The 23,247-nt window shown below is 41.7% G+C and carries 18 protein-coding genes; 4 read left to right on the top strand and 14 right to left on the bottom strand.

Translation table 11 applies throughout. The features are described from left to right. Positions 1 to 5 precede the first annotated feature (5 nt). From ACYQ3L_RS04765 to ACYQ3L_RS04720, 10 genes are all read right to left on the bottom strand, one after another. Positions 6 to 710 (bottom strand): RNA ligase family protein, encoded by a 705-nt coding sequence (locus tag ACYQ3L_RS04765; protein ID WP_379994675.1) that lies wholly within the window; start codon positions 708 to 710, stop codon positions 6 to 8. A gap of 999 nt (positions 711 to 1,709) precedes the next feature. Continuing rightward, a complete protein-coding gene (tatC, locus tag ACYQ3L_RS04760) occupies positions 1,710 to 2,573 on the bottom strand; it encodes a twin-arginine translocase subunit TatC (RefSeq protein WP_379994676.1) in 864 nt (287 codons plus the stop codon). 14 nt (positions 2,574 to 2,587) lie between these two features. Then, positions 2,588 to 2,785 carry a twin-arginine translocase TatA/TatE family subunit gene (gene tatA / locus ACYQ3L_RS04755; protein ID WP_006799017.1) on the bottom strand — a complete coding sequence of 66 codons (198 nt, stop codon included), beginning with the start codon at positions 2,783 to 2,785 and terminating at the stop codon, positions 2,588 to 2,590. 140 nt (positions 2,786 to 2,925) lie between these two features. After that, a complete protein-coding gene (locus tag ACYQ3L_RS04750; RefSeq protein ID WP_379994677.1) occupies positions 2,926 to 3,888 on the bottom strand; it encodes an FAD:protein FMN transferase in 963 nt (320 codons plus the stop codon). Positions 3,889 to 3,935: 47 nt separating this feature from the next. Continuing rightward, positions 3,936 to 4,820: a sugar phosphate isomerase/epimerase family protein gene (locus tag ACYQ3L_RS04745; RefSeq protein WP_379994678.1), complete on the bottom strand. Its 885-nt coding sequence runs from the start codon at positions 4,818 to 4,820 to the stop codon at positions 3,936 to 3,938. Between the two features lie 99 nt (positions 4,821 to 4,919). Beyond that, on the bottom strand, positions 4,920 to 5,804 hold the full coding sequence (locus ACYQ3L_RS04740) for a 3-keto-disaccharide hydrolase (protein ID WP_379994680.1): 885 nt from the start codon (positions 5,802 to 5,804) through the stop codon (positions 4,920 to 4,922). Positions 5,805 to 5,837: 33 nt separating this feature from the next. Next, positions 5,838 to 7,310 carry a glycoside 3-dehydrogenase gene (locus ACYQ3L_RS04735; RefSeq protein WP_379994682.1) on the bottom strand — a complete coding sequence of 491 codons (1,473 nt, stop codon included), beginning with the start codon at positions 7,308 to 7,310 and terminating at the stop codon, positions 5,838 to 5,840. 69 nt (positions 7,311 to 7,379) lie between these two features. After that, the gene (locus ACYQ3L_RS04730; RefSeq protein WP_379994684.1) at positions 7,380 to 9,077 is read right to left on the bottom strand and encodes a Gfo/Idh/MocA family protein; all 1,698 of its coding nucleotides are present in this window, start codon (positions 9,075 to 9,077) and stop codon (positions 7,380 to 7,382) included. A 20-nt stretch (positions 9,078 to 9,097) separates the two neighbouring features. Further along, the gene (locus tag ACYQ3L_RS04725; protein ID WP_379994686.1) at positions 9,098 to 9,586 is read right to left on the bottom strand and encodes a DoxX family membrane protein; all 489 of its coding nucleotides are present in this window, start codon (positions 9,584 to 9,586) and stop codon (positions 9,098 to 9,100) included. A gap of 340 nt (positions 9,587 to 9,926) precedes the next feature. Further along, complete coding sequence (locus tag ACYQ3L_RS04720) at positions 9,927 to 10,937, bottom strand: Gfo/Idh/MocA family protein (RefSeq protein ID WP_379994688.1); 1,011 nt, start codon at positions 10,935 to 10,937, stop codon at positions 9,927 to 9,929. Positions 10,938 to 11,816: 879 nt separating this feature from the next. On the opposite strand from ACYQ3L_RS04720, the gene ACYQ3L_RS04715 reads away from it, so the two are divergent. From ACYQ3L_RS04715 to ACYQ3L_RS04700, 4 genes are all read left to right on the top strand, one after another. After that, the gene (locus tag ACYQ3L_RS04715; RefSeq protein ID WP_379994690.1) at positions 11,817 to 15,014 is read left to right on the top strand and encodes a SusC/RagA family TonB-linked outer membrane protein; all 3,198 of its coding nucleotides are present in this window, start codon (positions 11,817 to 11,819) and stop codon (positions 15,012 to 15,014) included. A gap of 17 nt (positions 15,015 to 15,031) precedes the next feature. Beyond that, positions 15,032 to 16,573, top strand: a complete 1,542-nt coding sequence (locus ACYQ3L_RS04710) for a SusD/RagB family nutrient-binding outer membrane lipoprotein (RefSeq protein ID WP_379994692.1) — start codon at positions 15,032 to 15,034, stop codon at positions 16,571 to 16,573. A 121-nt stretch (positions 16,574 to 16,694) separates the two neighbouring features. Continuing rightward, positions 16,695 to 17,927, top strand: a complete 1,233-nt coding sequence (locus ACYQ3L_RS04705) for a TlpA disulfide reductase family protein (protein ID WP_379994694.1) — start codon at positions 16,695 to 16,697, stop codon at positions 17,925 to 17,927. A 15-nt stretch (positions 17,928 to 17,942) separates the two neighbouring features. Further along, positions 17,943 to 18,986, top strand: coding sequence for an EFR1 family ferrodoxin (locus ACYQ3L_RS04700; RefSeq protein ID WP_379994696.1), 1,044 nt, complete (start codon positions 17,943 to 17,945; stop codon positions 18,984 to 18,986). A 120-nt stretch (positions 18,987 to 19,106) separates the two neighbouring features. On the opposite strand, the gene ACYQ3L_RS04695 is transcribed toward ACYQ3L_RS04700, so the two are convergent. The 4 genes from ACYQ3L_RS04695 to dapB all read right to left on the bottom strand — a co-directional run bounded on the left by ACYQ3L_RS04695 (position 19,107) and on the right by dapB (position 23,132). Further along, on the bottom strand, positions 19,107 to 19,760 hold the full coding sequence (locus ACYQ3L_RS04695; protein WP_379994698.1) for a WbqC family protein: 654 nt from the start codon (positions 19,758 to 19,760) through the stop codon (positions 19,107 to 19,109). Positions 19,761 to 19,767: 7 nt separating this feature from the next. After that, positions 19,768 to 20,760 (bottom strand): signal peptidase I, encoded by a 993-nt coding sequence (gene lepB / locus ACYQ3L_RS04690; RefSeq protein ID WP_379994700.1) that lies wholly within the window; start codon positions 20,758 to 20,760, stop codon positions 19,768 to 19,770. A gap of 108 nt (positions 20,761 to 20,868) precedes the next feature. Continuing rightward, entirely contained in the window at positions 20,869 to 22,383 is a 1,515-nt protein-coding gene (gene lepB / locus ACYQ3L_RS04685) for a signal peptidase I (RefSeq protein WP_379994703.1), read from the bottom strand. A 32-nt stretch (positions 22,384 to 22,415) separates the two neighbouring features. After that, complete coding sequence (gene dapB / locus ACYQ3L_RS04680) at positions 22,416 to 23,132, bottom strand: 4-hydroxy-tetrahydrodipicolinate reductase (protein WP_379994705.1); 717 nt, start codon at positions 23,130 to 23,132, stop codon at positions 22,416 to 22,418. Positions 23,133 to 23,247 lie beyond the last annotated feature (115 nt).

Raw genomic sequence — 23,247 nt, 5'->3', positions numbered from 1 at the left:
ATATTTTATTCGTTAATTATTTGCCTTTCCCAAACCAAACATGCACGTTTCCAGTTACGGGTCCAGTGTTCTCCTGTTTTTACATGCCCTTTACGGACATATTTGAATACATTGCGAGAGAAGGCACTGACAGGGTATTCTCCTGCATTACGGGTGACAACGCCTTCACGCGTACAATCTTCGCCGGTTTGCGTATCGGTAGAACCGAATACACTCGGGTGCTGTGCCCAAGCCAATACCTGCGGCTCGAGTGTATCGTGCGATAAATCTTTTACCTGCTCAATATCCAATTCAGGGACAGTAGGGAAATCGAATATGGCAGCATAGAATTTCACTTCTTCCCACGACAGCCATTTGTCGAGGCAACGCACTGCGAACACGTAGTAATAAGACTCTATCCGCTTGTATTCGATAGAGTGTATTGCATACAGGTTTTCCCCAAATAGTTCTATGTCGCCCAAGTCTCGCTTCATAAATTCCCAGCGTTCACGTATCCGGGAGGTCCAGGGCGAAGTGGTGGGCGCCGCATGTGAGCGGGCATAGACTCCAAACCGGTTGAGACAGTTATTCTCTCCATCCAGTTTCTCTGTATGCACAAGGGTTTCTATCAGTTGAATATCATCCCGGTATGTATGGTTTATCCGGTCATCGCTGGTAGTCCCGGGCGAGAACGGAAAATGATATGTACGTCCATATTTTTGTGATAACATAATGTAATTGTTTTTTAGTTCTTAGAATACAATAGCAGACAAGGCCCGTAAATTCACTTTACAGCCTTGAAAGATGCGGGAAGACTCCCGCTATGTATGCTAAACAATTACATGACATTCCGTATGAAATAGTTATAAATAATTTATACAAAGGTAATGACATTTATTAAGACGTCCAAATTTCAGGGTTTCTGCACCAGGGCAAATCCACGAAAATCATCCGTTATGCCCTCCAATATGATTTGCATTTATTAACTATAAATAGTTAAAACCTGACACATCTGACATATTTTTCACTGTTTTTATTCTGTCATTTTTACTTTTGTTAACAACATCTGGCTAAGAGACAATTTTTCCGTTACACTGAATACCACCGAGCGGGCGCTTAGGGACGCTGAAACCCCGCTAGCGCGGACTTCAAGTCCGTGTCTTGTTGACAGGGTAAAAATGTTTGCTACGCAGCACACAGACGTGACGTCTGCGCGAGCGGGGCAGGACTGTTAAGTTCTCCGCTTTATTCTGTTATTTTCTGCTGTCATCCTGAGTGGAACGAAGGATCTCATTCGATTTAGGAGATGTTTCACTCCGTTCAACATGATAACCAACGGTCACAAGAACGTAGCGTATGTAAACAGAAAGCAAAAATTACTTTTGATACACTCTCTTCCAAAAAGTAACAAAAGTGACAAATATATCAGTTAGCAGTAAACAGTCATCAGTTAACAACTTGTATGTCGTATCTTGTTTACTTGTAACTCGTAACTGCCCAAAGGGCGAAGAAATAACATTCGCCGAAGCGAAGGCGAGGCAAACTCGTAACTGCTTTAATCAATACTTCAAAGAACCATAAGCTAACAGCTAACGGCTAAAAGCTATATATAGATAAACTTTTTCAAAAAAATTACCCTTTTTCGGCACATAATCTACCCGGTGAAAATGGAAAGCGCATACCTAAGATTCAGGCATGCGCTTAACTATAATCAGATTATATATATTATTCTATATTGACAATTGTGGAGAATCCTCGTCCTCTTCTTCCTCCTCTTCCTCTTCTTCGTCGTCATCCGTCTCCTTAGGCGCCGGTTTTACCATAAACCGGCTCAACTCGAACAGGAAATATAGTGGTATAAAGACTACCGATAATGTGAATGGGTCACCCGAAGGTGTAATAACAGCCGACAGCACCAGAAGGCCTACTATAGCATGACGCCTGAACTTTTTAAAGAAGGACCTGTTCAACAATCCCAACTGAGACAATAACCACGATACAAGCGGTAGTTCAAAGACAATTCCCATAATAAATATCAGCATCAGAAAGTTATCCATATACGAGTCGAGCGAGATAGTATTCTCTATCATCTCACTCAGCTGATAAGTGGACAAGAAGCGGAAAGTCATCGGGAATACCAGAAAGTAACCGACAGAGCATCCTATGAAAAACATAATGGTACCGAACAGGAATACCCACCGGATACTTTTCTTCTCATTGGAATATAAAGCAGGGCTGACAAATCTCCATATCTCAAATATAAGATAAGGGAATGTAAGTATCAGCGCCAGCCAGAATGATGTGGTCATATGCCTGAAGAACTGTGATGTAAGATTATAATTTATAATCTTGATGTGAAATGTATCATCACAGAAGTCTGGCAGAAAAGGTACAGCCGACGTAACATAGCACAGATACTTATACAGGACAAAGTTGGCACGCGTAGGCCCCATTATCCATGTATCGTATATGTACGGCATAATAGCAAACCCAACTATTGCGAATACAAATAAAGCGATGATAGACCGTATTAAAGTCCATCGAAGTTCCTCCAAATGATCCCAAAAGGTCATTCCTTCATTGTTCTCTTCCATAGAAAAGTACTATCTCAATCTTTTTTAGTTGTATCGTTTCCTTCTATATCGTCTTCAATGCCTTTTACGCCCTCTTTGAAGTTTTTGATCCCTTTACCCAGACCCTTCATTAGTTCCGGTATTTTACGGCCACCAAAAAGTAACAATACGACTATAGCTATGATGATGATTTCTCCTGTCCCCAGGTTTCCTAAAAACAAAAGTGTTTTCATGTTTTCTAAGTTTAAATATTAATGTAAATATGGCTATATTCCATTCATCAGTAAAAATAACACAAATAATGTCTACTAGACGGGATGATATGGATATTTATTTCTTTTTTAACTATTCCCTGTTTCAAACCCCGGCCAACTTATGCCGGGATAAGATTTTCCTTTATACCGGGAGTATGATACATTTTGTATTGTCCCTCCTCATCGCAGATAAAAAGCGCATCCAGATCCGGAAACTTCTGTACCCATTCCAATGCCTTTTCAATACCCACTACCAGGAATGCCGTCGCAAATGCATCGGCTGTAATCGCGTCTCTGGCTATAACTGTTGTTGACAGCAAATTGTGAGTTACCGGATAACCGGTTGCCGGATTTATGGTATGTGTAACCTTTTGTCCATCCTGTATATAAAACTGGCGGTAATTACCGGATGTAGCTACTCCTCTGTCCGTAATCTGTAAGATAAGCTGCAAGTCCTGCCCCGGTATCGGATTGTCTTCTGCCGGACGGTCTATTCCAATTCTCCATGCTTCCCCGGCCGTATTCTCTCCTCTCATACGTATTTCACCACCTATTTCTACCAGATAATTCAGGCACCCGTGCCCGTCCAGAAAATCTGAGACTATATCAGCTGAATAACCTTTAGCTATGGCATTGGCATTTAATACTATATTCGGATTCGATTTTACAACACGCTTATTTTCTATCTTCATCTTATCCATCCCTACATATTCTTTAAGGGCATCTACCTTTTCTTTGTCGGGGATGTCTTTTTCGCGGGAGCTAAAGCCCCAGGCCCTGAATAATGGCTCGGCTGAAATATCGAATGCGCCTTCCGTTTGCCGGCTTATCTCTTTAGCCCTGTTAAAAATAGTTTCGAAGTAATAGTCTGTTTCTACATTCTCATTCCTGTTGATGCGGGAAATAAGGGATGTCTCATCATATACAGACATAGACTTTTCAAAACCGGCGAGTAAAGACTCTATTTCGGGCTGAAAGTCACGGTCTTCGCCGTCCTGATAAATAATATTGTAACTTGTACCTTCCGCTATTCCTTGTATATTGTAGTAGAAAGTACCGTTGTCGGCCATTACTGCATTCATGCTTATCCGGAAAATGAGCAGAGCTTTCCGCCCTGCTCATCTATAATTTATTTATCGTAACTTTTTTTTACCAACGGGCAATTCAGTAAATACTCCAAACTCTTTTTCACACTTTCGAAAGGAGTGAAGTTGTACTGTTCCACTTCCACAATCAGGTGTTTTGTTCCTGCTGCGTCTGTATTATTGAAGATAGCGTCAAATCCGACCATACCGCTCTGTCCAAGTTCCTTATTGTCCTTGATATGAAGCAAAGCGAAACGGTTCTTATATTTATTGAAATAATCCACAGGGCTTTTTCCGCCTCTTACTACCCAATATACATCCATTTCGAAGAATACGTATTCAGGATTTGTATTCTCAATCATATAGTCGTACATCACTTTGTCCTCTATTTTATTTCTAAGTTCAAAGTCATGATTATGATATCCGTACAACATGCCGTTTTCCTTACATTTCTTGCCTATTTCATTGTAGTATTCGCAATAGGTCTGTAAATCCTTCAATGTCTTGGGCGTTTCCATGGATGGGGTAACGATGTATTTCATTCCGGCAGCCTTATGCGCGGCAATACACTGATCCCACCATTTCATAGCTTCAGTGAAATCTTTTGACGCCAGTTCTTTCTCATTAAGTCCCCGGCCGGTATGGGAAGATAATACTTTCATTCCGGCAGCTTCGATGTCGGCTTTGAATTCTTCCGGCGTTTTTCCATAGAATTTACCATCGCCATAGTTCGCAGCCTCAACTGCCGTATATCCCATTTCCCCGGCTTTCTTTATTGTGCCGGCATAGTCTTTGGATATATCGTCCCTAAGGGAATATAATTGCAGGGCTATATCTTTCTTCGGAGGGGCCTGTTGAGTCACTGTTTCCGCTTTTGGAGAACAAGAGATCAGCAGAAGGGCAGCTATAAAAAACGTTGTTATTTTCATGCTAATTAAATAAGATATATTTAAAAGTCAAATCCATGAAGGATATGTTCCTCAATGGATTTGACATTATTATAATAGAAAAAATTAGTTGCCTGATTATTAATCAAGTATCTTAACTTTGATATTACGGAACCAAACATCATCTCCATGATCCTGGAATCCGATATAACCTTCTCTGTTAGTTCCGCCAAGATTGTTCAGCAATTCGAAAGCCAAAGGCCATTTTTCCTGGCTGAATTTACTTGCTTGCAACAATTCTGTCCATTGAGGAGTCCACAAATGGTACTCAACTACGTTTTCTCCGTTTTGTCCGTGAACAACAGTTCCTTTATATACCATAATCTTACCTGTGTTCCACTCTCCAAAAGGTTTAGAGTTTTGAGGTACTGCAGGGATCATATCATAAAGAGATGCTGACTGACGATTGTTGTCTTTACCCATTTTTGCATCAGGATGGTTGGCATTGTCCAGAACCTGGTATTCAGGGGATGAGATATAGATAGGTTCCATTCTCTTTTCACCCTTATCGTTTGTTGTTTCAATTTCCTGTGCAAGGAAGAAAACTCCGGAATTACTGCCTTTAGCTACTTTCCAATCGAAAGTCAACTCGAAGTTTTTGAATTTATGAGCAAAAATAATATCTCCGCCGTCTTTATCCTGAGCTTCACCGCCACCTGTTCCATTGAACTTGATAGCGCCCTGCTCGATAACCCATTTTCCAGGAACGGCATCTTTTCCATAACCGCGCCATCCTTCAAATGTTTTGCCATCGAAAATAGTAATAAATCCGTCTTTATCTTTCGCAAATTTAGAAAGATCTATCTGTGGTTTTTCCACTACAGTGTACTGAGGAGCAGCAGCTTCAGCTTTCTTTGTAGAGTCTGCATTTTCACCTGCATTTTGCGCATCTTTTTTGGCACCTCCGCAAGCAACCATTGCTCCTGCGATCATAAGGCATCCCAGACTGTAAATAATTTTCTTCATTTCTTTATACGGTTTAATTTAACAATTTTAATATTACGGCATATCCGGCAATTTCCAACCATCACGATAATTATGCTTGATCAGTTCCTGCGCAAATTCCTGTGCATTGATAGGATCTGTCCATATCTTGTTGAATTTTGGGTCGCCGTCGACAATCTTGAAGTCGTCTTTCTTCAGAATACGGATTTCTTCGTTAGGATTGATATTTGTAAATTTCATATTCTTTCCATCCCAAAGTAGCTCCTTATTCAGGTTCTGCAAGCGTACAGCAAGTACACCCATTACTACCATTTCGTTGAAAGGTCCTGCTTCGCTAAAGTCAGAAGCAGTCAGCACGCGGCTGGAAGCATCTTCTTTACATGCACGTACCCAGTCCATTTCATGAGAAGTTTCCACACGACGGCAAACTTTAGGCGCATTAGGTTTACGGCCCGAAAGCAACCATGGGTTCACACCATAACATCCGCAGATCAATGTATCTTTAGTTCCGTGGAAGATAACACCACCACCTGCATCATTCATGCTTTTGCCTTGTGGCCATCCGGCAGGCATATTTGGTTTCAAACCTCCATCATACCAGTGTACTTCGACTTCCGGCATAGATACCTTAGGCATATTGTCGCGGGCCGGGAATACAAGTTTTACATACTGGGCCTGAGGTGCGCAGTCCTGTAACAACATAGTGGAAGATCCCTGAGCACTTGTAGGATAACCTAATTTCAGGCCTTTAAATACAGGGTGAAGGATATGACAAGCCATATCTCCCAATGCTCCTGTACCATAATCCCACCAGCCACGCCAGTTCCAAGGAGTATACAGAGCATTGTAAGGACGCATTTTAGCCGGTCCTGTAAACAAGTCCCAATCTAATGTCTTTGGTATTTTATCTATTTTCTCAGGAGCATTCAACCCTTGTGGCCAGATCGGGCGGTCTGTAAAGGCTTCTACTTTTGTGATTTCACCTATTTCGCCATTCCATATCCATTCGCAAACAAGGTTTACTCCTTCGGCGGAAGATCCCTGATTACCCATTTGGGTCGCCACCTTATGCTTCTTGGCAAGATTGGTAAGCAAGCGGGATTCATATACTGTGTGAGTCAATGGTTTCTGGCAATAAACGTGTTTGCCCATTGTCATTGCATCAGCAGAAACAATAGCGTGTGTATGGTCGGCTGTAGCTACGATAACAGCGTCGATGGATTTACCCATTTCGTCATACATTTTGCGGAAATCCCAGTATTTTTTTGCATCGGGGAATCTGTCGAATACGCCTTTCGCATATCTCCAGTCCACGTCGCAAAGAGCTACGATGTTTTCTGTTTTTTCCACTTGCTTGATATTAGCATGTCCCATACCACCAATACCTATTGCGGCAATATTTAGTTTGTCGCTTGGTGCAACATGCCCGAAGTTTTTACCCAAAACGGTGCTTGGGATAATTGTCAGACCGATAGCAGCTTTAGCTCCGGTACTCAGGAATTTTCTCCTTGAAATGTCTGATGCCATAAGTTTTTCTGTTTTTAGGTTTAATAATTATTAATTATTATAGATTTAATGTCCTTTTAAAATTGATTATCAGCTGATTTCTCCTCTGACAATTTCTTCTTTGTCTTTGTCCCAGTACATAGTACGGCCTTCGAGATAAGCCCGTGTTCCCATATGCGCGGTTATCGCCTCTTCGAAGGCTGCATTTATATCACAAGACGGCTTATTATTCCGGTTACGGATGCATTCGACCCATTCTCTGACATGAAGGAATGTGGTATCGTAACGTTTTCCTCCCAGGTAAGAATATAATAGTCCGCGTTGGGCAAAATACATTTCGGTAGCTGAAGTTATCGCATCCACATTGTTTTTTCCGGGAACATATGTATAGAATGGCACATCGGGTTTGATGATACCTTTCTCAAGTTTTTCTTTATATCTGGTAGAACCGCTGTCTATTTTCACCGTCAGCGTATCTCCTACTTCCATCGATGCATCATGCCCCATGATGACTTTACCTCTGTTGCGGCTGCTTGCCAGGGTAGCACTGTACAGCATCGTCAGGTTCTTTTCAGGGAATTCGAATGTGGTTTGCAACACATCGGGGACAGTCCGTCCATCTTTGAAGAAGTACACGCCACCCGATGATGTAGCCGAATGAGGTATACCTACTCCCATCAATTGGTTGATGGCATCATACTCATGTGTGAGCAAATCCCCGCTAAGCCCGGTACTGTAATCCCACCAGCAGCGCCAGCGGAAGAAACGTTCGAGGCTGAATTTATCCCTTGCTTCAGGACCAACATATTTAAGCAGATTGTACTTGGTCATGTAATCCATGTATTCCTTAATCCGTTCCGGGTCTCCTTCATACTGTTTCCAGTCTATGGTCTGAGGATTGGCATCCGGATGGATATCATATACCCATGCACCGTTAGGATCATTCCTGTTAGTACATACTTCGATAAGGCTGATCGGGCCCAGCAGCCCTTTATCTATAATTTCCTTTGCCTTGCGGTAACTGTCGATCTGGCGCCCCTGATGTCCTAATTGGAAAACGATCCCTGTCTCTTTGACAATATCCCTCACCATATATGTTTCAGGCACTGTCCACGAAAGGGGTTTCTCTACATATACATGCTTTCCGGCTTTGGCTGCATCCATTACCATGGTGCTATGCCAATGGTCGGGAGTTGCAATAATAACAGCATCTATATCTTTATCGGCAAGCATTTCTTTATAGTGGCGGTATCGTTTTGGGGCAGGCCCCATTTTACCTCCGATACCTTCCCTGTGAATATTCGCTCCGGCAGCCATCCCTTCTTCTGCAAATGTATCGAAGATATCGCATATTCCGGCAAATACAATATTCAGGTCCTCCTGCTCCTTAAAGTCTTTGTAGCGGGTATCTTTCTTGTTCTTTTTGGCATCATCTATCCACCCCTGTAAATGTTTGGGAGTGGCAAATCCGGCAGCTCTGAGCAAATATTTTCCCCTGCCTCCATAACCGATAACGCCTATGCGGATTTGCTCTCCGTTGGGCTGCAGACCGGGTATCGACGGGGTTTCGGCACTCAGTTTGAATACATCGCTTACATCATTCAGTGTCTTGGTGTATTTTTGTTTTTGATATACACCATATGCCAAAGCGCCTAGAACCGGAGTTGTAGCCAATGCTTTGAGGGCATTACGCCTGCCTTGGGACTCCGGTAACGGATTATTTTCCGGAGTTTTTTTATCGTTCTTTTTATCTTTATCCTCAGGGACAATTCTGTCTTCGGGTGTCATAATATTATAGTATGTTAGCTTTATTTGCGTTTAAATAATTTACAGATATACCGGTCAAGGCCAATTATCCGGGAAGTAGGAAAATAAATGAGTACCATCAATGCTCCTATTTCAATTACGTTTTTATCTATCCAGAGGTAAGAGCCTTCTGTGGGCATCATATAAGCGGCTCCGATAAAAGGTGGGTGTGACAGGTAATATAGTGCAAGAAAAATGATACCTCCAATGGAAGCGATGCGTGAGAAACATCCCAATATTAGTCCTAATCCGATTAGTGTTAATCCATACACATTAATATAGTTGGATACTGCTAAAAAACCCGGGTCGGCGGCTAAATTATGAAAATATTCAGCAAAAAATCCCTGAGAATCCATCAGGTAAGGATAGGCTGACCAGCCTGAATTTAAAATTTTTACGATTCCCTCGTATAAGAAATGCCATCCGATTAGCAGCCGTAATATAACCAGCCAAAACGTTTGGGCGCGTGAGTAAGATGTCTGTTCATTCATGGATTAAGTTAATAAATAAATTGTTTCTTTTAATATTGTTTATTATTTGGGGTCTTATTTTCGCAATAAAATTTACATACTAATCTCCTGATGCAATAATAATCAAAGTATAACATGGTTTTATTTCTTCTTAAGGCTCTTGGTCACAGCAAGTTCAACTCCCCGTACAGGTAAATTCAACGATCCATGAAGTCTTACTTATTAAATGCGGAATAAAGCTATGAATATTTTGAGTGAATAATAATTTATTATTGTTAAAAAAAGTTTTCTAAAAAAATTAAAATCATATTAATCTGACTTTTACAAAAACAAATGCCAGATATTTGGCACAAATATATACTTATTTGTCATCAGCAGGATATATTACCCCTAACTGTTTCCTTATTTCATCTACTATTTCTATCGTTATAAGGGAGTTTTCATGACTATTGATATCCGACTCGCGTTTTCCGTCCTGTATCAAATTAATGAACTCGGCTACCTCGTAATAATATTCGTGCAACACATCCGGAGAACTTATTCCTTTTTCTTCCCCATTCCTGTATTTAAGTGTTACTTTACTGATAATATTTATCCGGTCCGAGGTTATTGTGCCTTCTTCTCCCTGTATCTCTGTAGGTAAGGCCGAGTCGGCAATTTTGGAGTAAAGCACAGTAGCACTCATTCCTTCATATTCGAAATTCACAGCTCCCTGCCCGTCTGCACCGGTAGATAATTTCAATCCTGTGGCGCTTATTTTCTGTGGACGGCCGAATAAAACCACCATCGGGTATATTGTATATACTCCTAAATCCATTACTGATCCGTTAGACAGCGCAGGATCAAAAGCATTCAGTACAGTCCCTTCTTTCAGCTTATCGTAACGTGATGAATACTGGCAGTAACACGAGAAATATCTCCTTACAATCCCTATTTCCCCCATATGATTTTTCAGTGCCTTGAAATTTGGTGTAAGACTGGGTTTCATGGCCTCCATCAAAGTGACATTATTTTCCCTCGACGCAGCTATCATGGCTTTTACCTCTTTGACATTGGAAGCAAAAGGTTTTTCACACAGAACATGTTTGCCGTGCCCCATAAACAAGATGCTCTGGGAAGCATGCAACGAATTAGGTGAGGCGATATACACGGCATCTATAAGCGGGCTCGCAGCCATTGCTTCCAATGATGTAAATGTATGCGGAACATTATGCTTACAGGCAAACTCATCGGCTTTCTCCTGTGTGCGGGAATATATTGCCGTTAATTCGAAACGGGAGTCGAAACTCGCTCCTTCCAAAACTTTATCTACAATGAAGTTAGTGCCTATCACTCCGAAACGGATTTTAGGCTGTGAGTTACTAAATGTCATAAATCAATTGGTTCTGTTGCTACAAATGTAAGTATAATGAAAGCGAAGAACAAAATATGTGAGCGAATTTAGATAATTTTATCTATAATGAGAAGCCGACAGTCTTTTGCTGTTAGCTTATAGTTCTTTGATATACTGGATTTAGAATTTGAAGATTTAACGTTTAATGATTTAAAGATTGATTAGAAAAAGTAATGAAAAATGTAACCTTTGATACCTTTTAAGATAGTTACGAGTTTGCCTCGCCTTCGCTTCGGCGAATGTTATTTCTTCGCCCTTCGGGCAGTTACGAGTTACAAGTTACAAGTTGTTTTACTGTTCACTGATATATCTGTTACTTTTGTTACCTTTTTGGAGAAAGACACGAGAGACAGGTTGTTAACTACTCCCTGACGAGATGCTTCGTTTCTCTCAGCATGACAAACCACGATACTGTTTACTGATGACTGTTTACTGTTAACTGAAACAAGTGTTACCTTTGTTACCTTTTAACAGTTACGGGTTACAAGATACTTTATTTTGTTTTACGCAAAGGCGCAAAGTTTTTACATCTTACGAGTTGATGACTGTTAACTATTAATTGTAAAGTAGCTTCGCGCTATTGACACATCGGCATATTAGTCAATCGGCACATTGATCTGTGTTACCTTTTAGCCTTCCAACTTCCCCAAAAAGGAGGTGTTTTTTTAAAGGGGCCCCCAAAGGGGGCCAAATACTCGTAACAGGTTAAAGCTATACCATGTTTTAGGTATATAAATACCACATAAAAGGGATTTCACACGCAACATAGTCGTTATACTTTTGTGATAAATATTATCTGTTTTTAACAACAAGATATTTATTGCATCTATAAAAATATTTGAATAAACTACAAAAACTATGTTAGGATTGAGAAAAATAAAATTATTACTATTGTTAAATGCCTTTACAATACTACTATTTGCCCAAACAGATCAAGAGTTTGTCATCAAAGGACGTGTTACCGATGCTACAGGCCTGGAACTTCCGGGAGTTACTGTTCAGATTAAAGGTAATCTTCGGACTGGCACACTGACCAACGAAGATGGTTATTATTCCATTTCCGCACAGAAAAATGAAACTTTAGTCTTCTCCTTTTTGGGATTCGAGACACATGAAGCAAAAGTATTGACGAATACATCTATAAATGTAGTTCTGAAAGAAAAGGCTACAGAACTGGACGAGGTGGTCATCACTTCATTAAACATTCCCCGTGAAAAGAAAGCGCTTGGATATGCTGTTCAGGGAGTATCAGGTGAGGCATTGGAAACAAGGCCGACCAATGCTTTGAGCGCATTGTCGGGCAAGATAGCAGGATTACAGGTTATTTCCAGTGGAGGAAATATGGGAGGATCGTCCAGAGTAACTTTACGAGGTATAAACTCTATTACGGGAAACAACCAGCCATTATACATAATAGATGGCGTTCCGTTGGACAATACAGATATGAATACATCTGCCACGATAAATGGTAGTGCAGGAAAAGATGTGGGTAGTACAATTCAGGACATCAACCCTGACGACATCGCAGACATTAGCGTACTGAAAGGTCCTTCTGCAGCCGCCTTATACGGTACACGTGCAGCTAACGGGGTAATCCTCATCACCACGAAAAAAGGAGATAGAAGAGATGACCGTATAGATATACAGGTAAATACCGGTATTGAGTTCGAAAAAGTAGTCCGCCTGCCTGAACGTCAGAAACTATATGGCGGGGGATACAGCACCACTTTTCAAAAGGCGACTATCGACGGAAAAGAATATAATATAGTGGATTACGCGGCTGACGAAAGCTGGGGCCCGAAACTGGACGGAACACCTGTATTGCACTGGTATAATCTCGATCCTGAATATACAGCCGATTATCTGAATCCTCAGCCATGGGTTTATCCGAAACACGATGTGGAAGACTTCTTCCGTACAGGCGTATCAAATACAAATAATATCGCCCTGTCCAAGAATACGGCAACAGGTACTTTTCGCGTATCATTTACAAACAAGAACGTAAAAGGGACTATCCCGAATTCATCTTTAGGGCGTAACTCCATAAATATATCAGGTAGCACCAAAGGCTCCCTTGTATCATTCTTCGGAAATGTGAACTATATAAATAACAAATCCACAGGCCGTCCGTGGACAGGAGCCTCGAACCGTAACATCATACTCGAGGCATACCAATGGGGACAAGTGCAGGTCGACTATCAAAAGTTGAAAGAATATAAAAGAGCCGACGGAACACCCCGCGCATGGAACAGGACAAGCTGGGAAAATACAGCTGCCGGAGAAAAGACCAAATACATCGATAACCCATACTGGTCGGCATATGAAAGTTACCTGAAAGAAAACAGGGACCGCTTTTATGGAAATGTAGGATTAACAGTAACCCCTACAACATGGCTTAGCCTGACCGGACGGATCAACGGAGATGTTTATCAATACAATTCTCAAGACCGAATTGCTTATTATTCACGTTCACAGTCCCAATATCAGGAGTATTCACAGAAATTCGATGAGTTTAACTATGAATTCCTGGCTACAACCAACAACCGTTGGGGAGATCACTCACTGGTAGCAAATGCCGGTGCGAACTACATGAGGCGCAACAGACGGGTAAGCGACATCCAAACTTCGGGAGGACTTGCCATCCCTGAATATTACAGTCTGAACAATGCTGCGTCTATTATTGTGAACCCATCGACCGGGTTGTACAAGAAAGCCATATCGTCAGTCTATGGTAGCTTCTCTTATGGATGGAAAAGCATGTTGTATGTAGACGGGACATTGCGTAACGACTGGTCATCAACATTACCGGAAGATAATAACTCATTCCTTTATCCATCTCTCACATCGTCTTTCATTCTGACCGAACTACCGGCGTTGAAAGAACAAAGCTGGCTGTCATTTGCTAAGATCCGTTTAGGCTGGGCACAGGTGGGTAACGATACAGACCCTTATCAATTATATAAGACTTATGAAGCCCTGAATTCATTCGATGGCAATATCGTTTATACACTTCCTGAGAAATTGAATAATCCGGAACTGAAGCCGGAAATAACATCTTCATGGGAAACCGGATTACAATTACAACTCTTCGATAATCTATTAGGGCTCGACGTCACCTATTATAATAACAACAGCCGCAACCAGATTATTTCACTGCCTACTTCCGATGCTTTCGGATATAGCTATAAGCTGATCAATGCCGGAAAGATAAATAATAAAGGCATAGAGGCTACATTGACAGTGAACCCTATCAGACAAAAAGACTGGGATTGGACAGCTATTGCAAACTTCTCTAAAAACAGCAATAAGATCATCACACTCTCTGAAGCTGTAAACACTCTCCAGCTAAGTAATACACTGGTATCTCTGGTGGCTAAAGAAGGGGATAGTTACGGACAGATAATGGGATATGACTTTGTATATGCACCTGACGGACAAAAGGTCGTGGATAAAGACGGTGTGTATATGCGTACAGATCAGTTTGTTCCGCTAGGCAGTGTGTTGCCCGACTTCTTGTGGAGTTTCCAGAATCAGTTAAGATATAAAGACTTCTCTTTCGGTTTCCTTATCGACTCACGGGTAGGAGGCAAGTTTTTCTCCCAGACCTATAAAGTGGGTATGTATTCCGGTATACTGAAATCAACTGCGGCTAATAATATCCGTGAAACAGGGACTGTGTTGGATGGCGTTACAGGAGATGTCGTATTCAATTCCGATGGTACATATACTGTAAGCAATACTGCTCAAAACACGAAGAATATAACCGCTCAGGCCTGGGCGCAGAACCAATATAATGGGCCGACAGCCTATACTGTATTCGATGCGACATTTATCAAGCTAAGAGAGCTGACATTCGGTTATACATTCAAACTGCCGAAATGGAAGATAGAAAGTGTCAGCGTTACTGCCTATGCCCGCAACCTATGGAATATTTACACAAAAAGTAAAGATATAGACCCGGAACTGACAAACAGCAGTGGCAATGTACAAGGTATAGAAGGAGGAAATATCCCTACTCCGGTAACATACGGATTAAACCTTGGGTTCAAATTTTAAAAGACAACAAAAAGATTATGAAAATAAATAAACTATATATACTAGGTGCTTTCACATCATTGTTATTATTCACATCATGCGTAGATGATATCAATGAAGATCCCAACCGCCCATCATCTGTACCTACTACATCTTTGATCACTTCTTCCGAGAAATTACTGGTAGATAACCTACGCAGCGAACAAGTATCATTAAGAGGCTCTATACTGTTTGTGCAATATTTTTCACAGAATACTTATACAACACAGTCCCGCTACGACATTCCGTTCAGCTACTCGGACGATTACTGGAAAGGGCTCTATAAGACATTGAATAATCTGGAGGAAATAATAAGGCTCAACACTGATCCTGCAACAAAAGATGTAGCCTCCGCCAATGGTATAGGGCGTAACTCAACTCAGATTGCCATCAGCCGGATATTGAAAACCTATACCTTTTATGCATTGACTGACGTGTTCGGAAATATCCCTTACCAGTCTTATGGCAATAAAGATGCAGATTTTCAGGCTCTGCAACAAAACCCCGAAAATATTACCCCGGCATATGCACCACAAGAAAAGATCTATGCCGATTTCCTGAATGAGCTAAAAGCCGCCAGTGATACACTCCTCAAATATCCGGATGACTCTACCTTTAATAAGGCGGATATCATTTACAGAGGAAAGCACCTGAAATGGGCCAAACTAGCTAATTCATTACGCTTGCGTTTTGCCACCCGCTTAAAGGAGAAGGACAGCGCATTATACAGACAACATTTCGAAGACGCATTAAGCAAAGGTGTGTTCACAAGCAATTCAGACAATGCCGCATTCAAATATTCCGGTACATCTCCAAATGAAGCTCCTCTTTACAGGGCCACCGTAACAGCCAACCGGAAAGACTTCGCCGTTTCTCACATCCTTGTCGATTTGCTAAAAGGCAGTAATCCGGCACTCCCTGTAGCCGACCCACGTTTATCCGCATATGCATTACCGGCAACAGCCACGAATACCTATATAGGCCTGCCATATGGCCTTGCAAACGATCAGGCCGGAAAATTCTCCGCCAATAACGTCAGTTTGCCGGGAGCGGCGATCAATGCGGCGAATTATGCGGAAATCCTGATGGAATACTCAGAAGTTGCATTCCTTATTTCCGAATACAACAACTGGAGCCAAAACGATTATCAGGCAGGAGTACGAGCCTCGCTTGAAAAATGGGGCGTCGCTGCCGACAAAGTTACAGACTACCTGTCCAAGCTGCCTGCGGCTAACCAGAAGAATGTCTTAACCCAGAAATACATCGCATTATATATGCAGGGGCTGGAAGCATGGAGTGAATATCGCCGCACCGGATTCCCCGATTTCCTCATAAAGGAAGGCGACATCATATTCGAAGGCGAAATAGAAGCCAACACTGTAACATATCGTTTCGACCCTCTCTTCGGAGACGGAGGTGTTCCCAGCCGGCTGTATTATCCTACCAAAGAGCAGAACGTGAATAGGGCAAACTATCAGCAGGCACTGTCGGCACAGGGTAGTGATAAAATAGAGACAAAGCCGTGGATATTTAAAAACTAGTATGTATTTTTGTCCTGATACATTCTTCGCCTGCTGCCCCGGAAATGTGGTGTAATTACTCCCATAAGATCTACCACAAACTATGGCAGGGCAAGAATGGTCAGGACTAATTTTTTAGCATATGAAAAAGTATATAATAGCAAGCCTGGCCGGGCTGATCTCTCTGGCCTCATGCAACAAGGAAGTAAATAACAGACTGGCCGATGGCAAATGGCGCGGCGAGTTCTCCGTCTCCGGTGAGAAATTCCCGTTCCTCTTCGATGTCGCAGATGCTGCGACAGACTCTGCCACGGTATATCTGATTAACGGAGCTGAACGCGTACCACTCAAAGGCATCCGCTATTCTACTGATACAGTAATCATTCCCATCGAAGCTTATGATGCTGAAATAAGAGGTGTCATCAGCAACGGAAAATTCGACGGACGATTTATAAAACTCTTTGTCGAAGGCGGCGATGAAGGCGTGCCTTTCTCCGCAGTGAAAACGGACGCACCCCGCTTCGAAAAAGCGGCAACTCCTGCGACAACATCTCTGGCCGGAAAATGGGACATTGATTTCATCAGCCCGAAAGGCGATACGGCACGCAATGTAGGCATATTCAATCAGGGCGGGGATATACTTACAGGCTCTATACTTACCAATGCCGGAGACCTTCGTTATCTTGAAGGTGCATTAACAAACGATGGCTTTCAATTCTCTGCCTTTGCCGGATTAAGTCCTTACCTGATTAAAGGCCGGTTTGCAGGGAGCGATAACTTTACGGGAGAGTTTTACACTACCAGGGGCGTAACTAAGCTCATTGGAAAACGTAATGCCGAAGCGGCACTCGCCGACCCTTACAGCCTTGCGTACATGAAAAAGGGTTTCGACCGTCTTGATTTTACCTTCCCAGATATCGAGGGCAATAAAGTATCGTTATCCGATCCTAAGTTCAAAGACAAGGTTGTGATTGTATCCATACTTGGCAGCTGGTGTCCTAATTGCCTCGACGAGATGGAATACTTATCGCCATGGTATAAAGAAAACAAAGATCGCGGCGTGGAAATCATAGGCCTCGCCTTTGAGCGTAAAGATGATCCTGAATATGTAAAGACAGTTCTTTCCCGTCTGGCGAAACGTTACGATACCACATATGATATCTTATTCGCGGGTAAGCTGGGCGATGATGCAACTGCCAAAGCTCTACCTCAGGTAAGCAAAATAATGGGATACCCCACTACTATTTTTATCGACAAGAAGGGTAAAGTCCGCAAGATACACACCGGCTTCAACGGTCCGGCGACAGGGTTGTTCTACGAAGAGTTTAAGCAAGACTTCAATAAAGTAATAGACGAACTCCTCGCAGAAAAATAAAAACCTGTTCTGTACATGGACAAACTCGGGAAAGCACATGTGTTTTACTTTTCGGGCACAGGCAACGCCCGGCGGGTGGCTATGTGGTTTTCCGGATTTGCTGTTAACAGCGGAATTGAATGTCAATTGACAGATATTTCAAAAATCAATTCCAAGACACAAGTACCGGAACACGGGACATTGATTGTTATCATCTCGCCTGTACACGGCTTTAACTACCCCAGGATAACTCTTGACTTTATCCGCCGCTTTCCAAAAGGGGAAAACAAGGTGGTGCTGATGAACACCAGAGCCGGACTCAGAATCGGTCGTTTCATTACTCCCGGCCTTACAGGGATTAGTTTCATGTTATCCGCATTCATCCTGAAGAAAAAGGGCTATCATATCACAGGACAAATCCCCTTCGACATGCCTTCAAACTGGATATCCATTCATCCGGCATTGAACGGCAAGTCGGTAAAATTCCTGCACCAGAAAAATTATGCACGTCTCGAAAAGCACTGCCAAAAGATATTATCCGGCAAACCTGACTTTGCCTCTGACAAGGACATCGTGCAGGATATTCTCATATCCCCTGTTGCTTTGGCCTATTACCTTGTCGGACGGTTTGCCCTCGCAAAATCTTTCTATGCTTCTCCCGATTGTGACAACTGCGGCTCATGTATAAAGCAATGTCCTGTGAAAGCAATCAGGGATACAGGCTCACGGCCATTCTGGACATACAAGTGCGAAAGCTGTATGAAATGCATGAACGAATGCCCAAAGAAAGCGATCGAAACCGCACACGGATTGTTTCTCACCGTCTCACTGACAGCATCATTTGCGTCATCCTGCTTTATACATCATTTTATCTCAAGCAATATTCAATCCGGCTTTATAAGATCAGCCATCTTCACATCCATCTTCATGCTATTGCTGTTCGCACTGTACAGGTTACAGCATCTCTTCCTCAAGACAAAATGGATTGGGAAGCTCATTTCATATTCATCATTAACCCATTACAAATTCTGGGGACGATACAGATCTATTCCCGATAATAAGTGGAAAGATAACAAATAGAGAATGTGTATAGCTATTATCCTATACTTACTCGTCGAAAAAAATTAACAACCAACGGTCCAAAGACCTATAAATTAATGCCGAACAGCTTATTATACAAATAAACTATTTTCCAAAAGCTCATAATCTTTCATTCACCGAACCAGCAAGCACTATCTGGCTTTCATTTCCCATATTGAACAATAGATCAATGATACTCATATTAGCAATGAATCCGAATTTCTGTTCGAAAACCTGATAATACGGTATGGGAGAGAAATCCGGGTCTAACGATTTCCAATCTTTTTTGGGATGAATCAGCTCTCTGAGATCGGACTCCGTATCTGCAAGTTCGGTCTTATAAGCTGCCGTATATTCTATCTGAGGCAGATTTATATCCAGTAACCGGAGAATCAGATCATTTAATTCTTTATTGTAGTCGAACAGGAAGGAATATTTTTTATGATAGAACGGATAAAAATCATCCTGATAGTATTCGAAAAAAGGTGTCGAATTATATGCCGACACAATAGCATTCCAGTGCATATGCTGCCAGTTACCATGTCCGGCAATCCTGATATCTTTCATCAATGTTTTGTCTTTCGAGGAGTGTTCGACAGGGATAGACAGGGATATTCCGCCATTTGCCGAGACAATAGTGCAACGGTTCCGGTATGTCTGCTTTATATAGTTATCATTTTGCTCTATAAAAATACGGTTGGCAAGAAGAAACTTTGTATAATACTGAACCGGGGCAAGGTATGCTGAAGAAAGGTATATATCATTTAATTTCATCTATCACTTATTTTATGGAAGAGAAACAACGTTCCGCCCTTGTACCGTTTTCGTCCGAACTATGCCAGATCAGGCATGCTTTACCAATAATACTACTGAACGGAATGAACCCGATGGAACGTGAATCTGTAGAATAAGTCCTGTTATCGGACAACATCCAGTAATAACTGTCTTCGAATGTATAGCCGGTCTGTTTTATACCATTTATCAACAGTTCACCGTCCTCAATTTTAGCATCTTGTCCTTCCAGTTCCTGCAAAATTATCTGCTTGTATACGACAAGGTTACTTTCGCTCAAATCTATTATCTTCCCTTTGAATGGAATCAGGAATGTGTGGCTTTGCAGAGTGTCCTTTTTGCAGGGAACAAGTGTCAGCGAATCCGACAAACTTTCATTCAGCACAAATGCGTCGTATTTACTCAATTGGGTGATTATACTATCCCCTTGCCCTATACCTAAAGGCATAGGTATATGCATTCCCTTTGCCACATCTTCCAATTCTTTTTTGGCCGATACCCTGAAATAATATTCTTCTATTGTACCAGGGCTGCTCAGATACGGCCTTCCGTTTATGATAAACAATCCACTCTCTATCCGGATAGAATCTCCGGGCAAGGCAATACAACGGCTAAGCAACAAGCTTCGCTTATCCAAAGGTTTATCTGTTTCCAGAGGATTATTGAAAAGCACGATGTCGTCTCTGTCCGCAGCGTGTGCAAAGAACCTTTTATAAGGCGCTTGCAGGGCTGTAGAGTATGCTTTCATGCCGAATATCTTGTCAAATGTAAATGGAATGCTCAATAAAGTTACCGGCATACGGATGCCATAGGCCGTTTTATTAATCAGTATCTTATCTCCTTTCAGCAATGTAGTCTCCATTTGGGCAGAGGAAACCGAGAATGATTCAAGAAAGAAGCTACGCACCAGTAAAACAATGAGCAAAGTAACAAGAATTACTTTGCCCAGATAAACGTATATATTTTTCTTTTTTGACGACATTGAATTAGTTACAGGTTACTTCGCCCTACGGGCAGTTACAAGTTACGGTCAACAAGTATTCATCCTTACCCTCCCTGCAAGGCCCCTCCGGGGGATTAGGGGACTGGCTCATTTTTTGTTCCCCGATGTAAATAATCTGTTCCAGCGAATCTTACCGCTAAACCATCCTTTATCCTTATCCAGAGACAACCATATAAACAACGGTTTGCCTACGACATGATCTTCGGGAACAAATCCCCAGGAACGGGAGTCGGCAGAATTATCGCGGTTATCACCCATCATGAAGTAATAGTCATATTTGAATGTATAAGAATCGGCTTGTTGCCCGTTGATATACACTTTGCCGTCACGATAGTCAAAATCATTATGTTCATAATTTTTGATACAGCGGATATAAGCCGCAACTTTATAATCCACATCCGTATCAAATTTTATAGTTTCGCCACGTTTAGGAATCCATATTTTAGGAAAGTCACCTGAATAGCAATCCTGAGTCCATGTAATAGGATATACATAGTCGCCATTATCAACATCACGCTTGATCCCTGCTTTTTTCTTAAACTCATTCATTGGAAAGACTGTCAGCACAAAAGGTTTTTCTTTTATTTTTTCAACCATTGCTTTTGTCAGAGGAATCTGATACGCGAGGCCGAAACTTCCATTATTATACTTAAATCCGAGACTGGCCAGCCTCAGACTGTCCGCGCCTTCTATACCCATGGGATTAAATGAATATACCATTTTTTGCCCCATACTGTTGGTATATAAATAGTCATCCTCACTGGCGCCTAATTCTTCAAATATCTTTGCAGCTATCTCAGTACCGTCTGTCTGGATAAAATACAATAGCTGCATGTTTTCGGGACTGGCAATCGGTTTATCATTTATGTAAACAATATCATTTATAAGTTCTATAGTTTCTCCGGGTAACCCGACACACCGCTTTACATAATTTTCCCGTCTGTCTACAGGCCTGTAGACTACATCCCCATATGTCCTTTTATCATTCCATACCACATCACGCCCAACCCTTTTAGCCAGCCCGTAATAATCCCCATTCTGATAATTAAGCGCTACCGTATCTCCGGACGGATAGTTGAACACGACTATATCGTTGCGTTCTATATGCCCTGTGCCTGCAAACCGTTTATATTCCAACTGCGGTTTTTCGAGATACGACTTAAATCCGCCAACAGGAAACGTATGTTGCATCAATGGCAGTGAGAATGGAGTCATCGGGGAACGCGCCCCATAACTAACCTTGCTTACACAAAGGAAATCTCCTACTAAGAGCGATTTTTCGAGAGATGAAGTCGGTATCTGGTAATTCTGGAAAAAGAATGTATTAATGATCCATACACCTACCAATGCGAAAACAATAGCATCTACCCAGTCGAGCACTTTCCTCATATGCGGATTCTTAGCATTGCGCCATGCTCCCCACGGGATAAATTTCGTAATATAGATATCTATAAAAACGGGAATGAGAATCAGGACTCCCCAGTATCCTGTCCAGATAACAAACAAGACACACAATATACATGCAAGAACGGCATATATCCATTGCCTTACGCCGGATTTGCGTTTTTGCTGCGCGCCATCTTTTTTAGTGTTATTTTCCATATTGTAAGTAAAAGTAGGTTTACGACCTTATTTTAAAATTTAAGCATATCATCCATTCCCAGGAAGCCTTTTTTACCTTTGGTAAATTCAGCGGCAATAACTGCTCCCAAAGCAAACCCTTTCCGGCTTTTCGCGTCATGCTTGATGCTGATAATATCGGCATCCGACTCATATATTATTTCGTGTATGCCGGGAACTTCTCCTTCACGGATACAATGGATAGCCAGATCTGATTGTTTTTCTTCAACTTCAAGATTCCAGCGTTCCTTGCGGCTGATATTTTCAATTACACCTTCTGCAAGCGTTATAGCTGTTCCGCTTGGAGCATCCAATTTATGAATATGATGTATCTCCTCCATCTTCACATCATAGTCCGGATAATTATTCATTATCCGTGCCAGATACTTATTTAACACAAAGAAGATATTTACTCCCAGGCTATAATTCGATGCATAGAAGAAAGTCTGTACGCCTTCCGAGCACGCTTTTTTCACTTCATCCATATGTTCGAGCCAACCTGTTGTTCCTGCAACTACAGGAACGTGTGCAGCAAAACATTTTCTGTAATTATCTATCGCACTGTCAGGCGTAGAAAATTCGATTGCCACATCAGCACTTTTGAACGCGGACGAACCGAAATCATCCGTATTATTTACATCTATGACAGATACAATATTGTGACCTCTCGAAACAGCTATCTTTTCTATTTCATGTCCCATTTTACCATATCCGATGAGAGCTATATTCATATTTGAGTATTTGTTAATTTAATTGATTAAAGCTTACAAATATACATAAAAACTTATTTCCAGAGGATTTCCCTTTTAATTAATCCTTGATTATAAGCTTTTTTAAGGACACGAG

Source organism: Dysgonomonas termitidis, assembly GCF_054657735.1.
Note: the sequence above shows the minus strand (reverse complement) of the source record. Positions and strands in the feature narration are given on the sequence as shown.

What these genes read in the sequence shown, in the direction of transcription:
- ACYQ3L_RS04730 (WP_379994684.1), bottom strand. Translation starts at nt 9,077, where the DNA reads ATGACACCCGAAGACAGAATTGTCCCTGAGGATAAAGATAAAAAGAAC.
- ACYQ3L_RS04740 (WP_379994680.1), bottom strand. Translation starts at nt 5,804, where the DNA reads ATGAAGAAAATTATTTACAGTCTGGGATGCCTTATGATCGCAGGAGCA.
- ACYQ3L_RS04720 (WP_379994688.1), bottom strand. Translation starts at nt 10,937, where the DNA reads ATGACATTTAGTAACTCACAGCCTAAAATCCGTTTCGGAGTGATAGGC.
- ACYQ3L_RS04725 (WP_379994686.1), bottom strand. Translation starts at nt 9,586, where the DNA reads ATGAATGAACAGACATCTTACTCACGCGCCCAAACGTTTTGGCTGGTT.
- lepB (WP_379994700.1), bottom strand. Translation starts at nt 20,760, where the DNA reads ATGTCGTCAAAAAAGAAAAATATATACGTTTATCTGGGCAAAGTAATT.
- ACYQ3L_RS04745 (WP_379994678.1), bottom strand. Translation starts at nt 4,820, where the DNA reads ATGAAAATAACAACGTTTTTTATAGCTGCCCTTCTGCTGATCTCTTGT.
- ACYQ3L_RS04705 (WP_379994694.1), top strand. Translation starts at nt 16,695, where the DNA reads ATGAAAAAGTATATAATAGCAAGCCTGGCCGGGCTGATCTCTCTGGCC.
- dapB (WP_379994705.1), bottom strand. Translation starts at nt 23,132, where the DNA reads ATGAATATAGCTCTCATCGGATATGGTAAAATGGGACATGAAATAGAA.
- tatA (WP_006799017.1), bottom strand. Translation starts at nt 2,785, where the DNA reads ATGAAAACACTTTTGTTTTTAGGAAACCTGGGGACAGGAGAAATCATC.
- ACYQ3L_RS04710 (WP_379994692.1), top strand. Translation starts at nt 15,032, where the DNA reads ATGAAAATAAATAAACTATATATACTAGGTGCTTTCACATCATTGTTA.
- ACYQ3L_RS04735 (WP_379994682.1), bottom strand. Translation starts at nt 7,310, where the DNA reads ATGGCATCAGACATTTCAAGGAGAAAATTCCTGAGTACCGGAGCTAAA.
- tatC (WP_379994676.1), bottom strand. Translation starts at nt 2,573, where the DNA reads ATGGAAGAGAACAATGAAGGAATGACCTTTTGGGATCATTTGGAGGAA.
- ACYQ3L_RS04765 (WP_379994675.1), bottom strand. Translation starts at nt 710, where the DNA reads ATGTTATCACAAAAATATGGACGTACATATCATTTTCCGTTCTCGCCC.
- ACYQ3L_RS04695 (WP_379994698.1), bottom strand. Translation starts at nt 19,760, where the DNA reads ATGAAATTAAATGATATATACCTTTCTTCAGCATACCTTGCCCCGGTT.
- ACYQ3L_RS04715 (WP_379994690.1), top strand. Translation starts at nt 11,817, where the DNA reads ATGTTAGGATTGAGAAAAATAAAATTATTACTATTGTTAAATGCCTTT.
- ACYQ3L_RS04750 (WP_379994677.1), bottom strand. Translation starts at nt 3,888, where the DNA reads ATGAATGCAGTAATGGCCGACAACGGTACTTTCTACTACAATATACAA.
- ACYQ3L_RS04700 (WP_379994696.1), top strand. Translation starts at nt 17,943, where the DNA reads ATGGACAAACTCGGGAAAGCACATGTGTTTTACTTTTCGGGCACAGGC.
- lepB (WP_379994703.1), bottom strand. Translation starts at nt 22,383, where the DNA reads ATGGAAAATAACACTAAAAAAGATGGCGCGCAGCAAAAACGCAAATCC.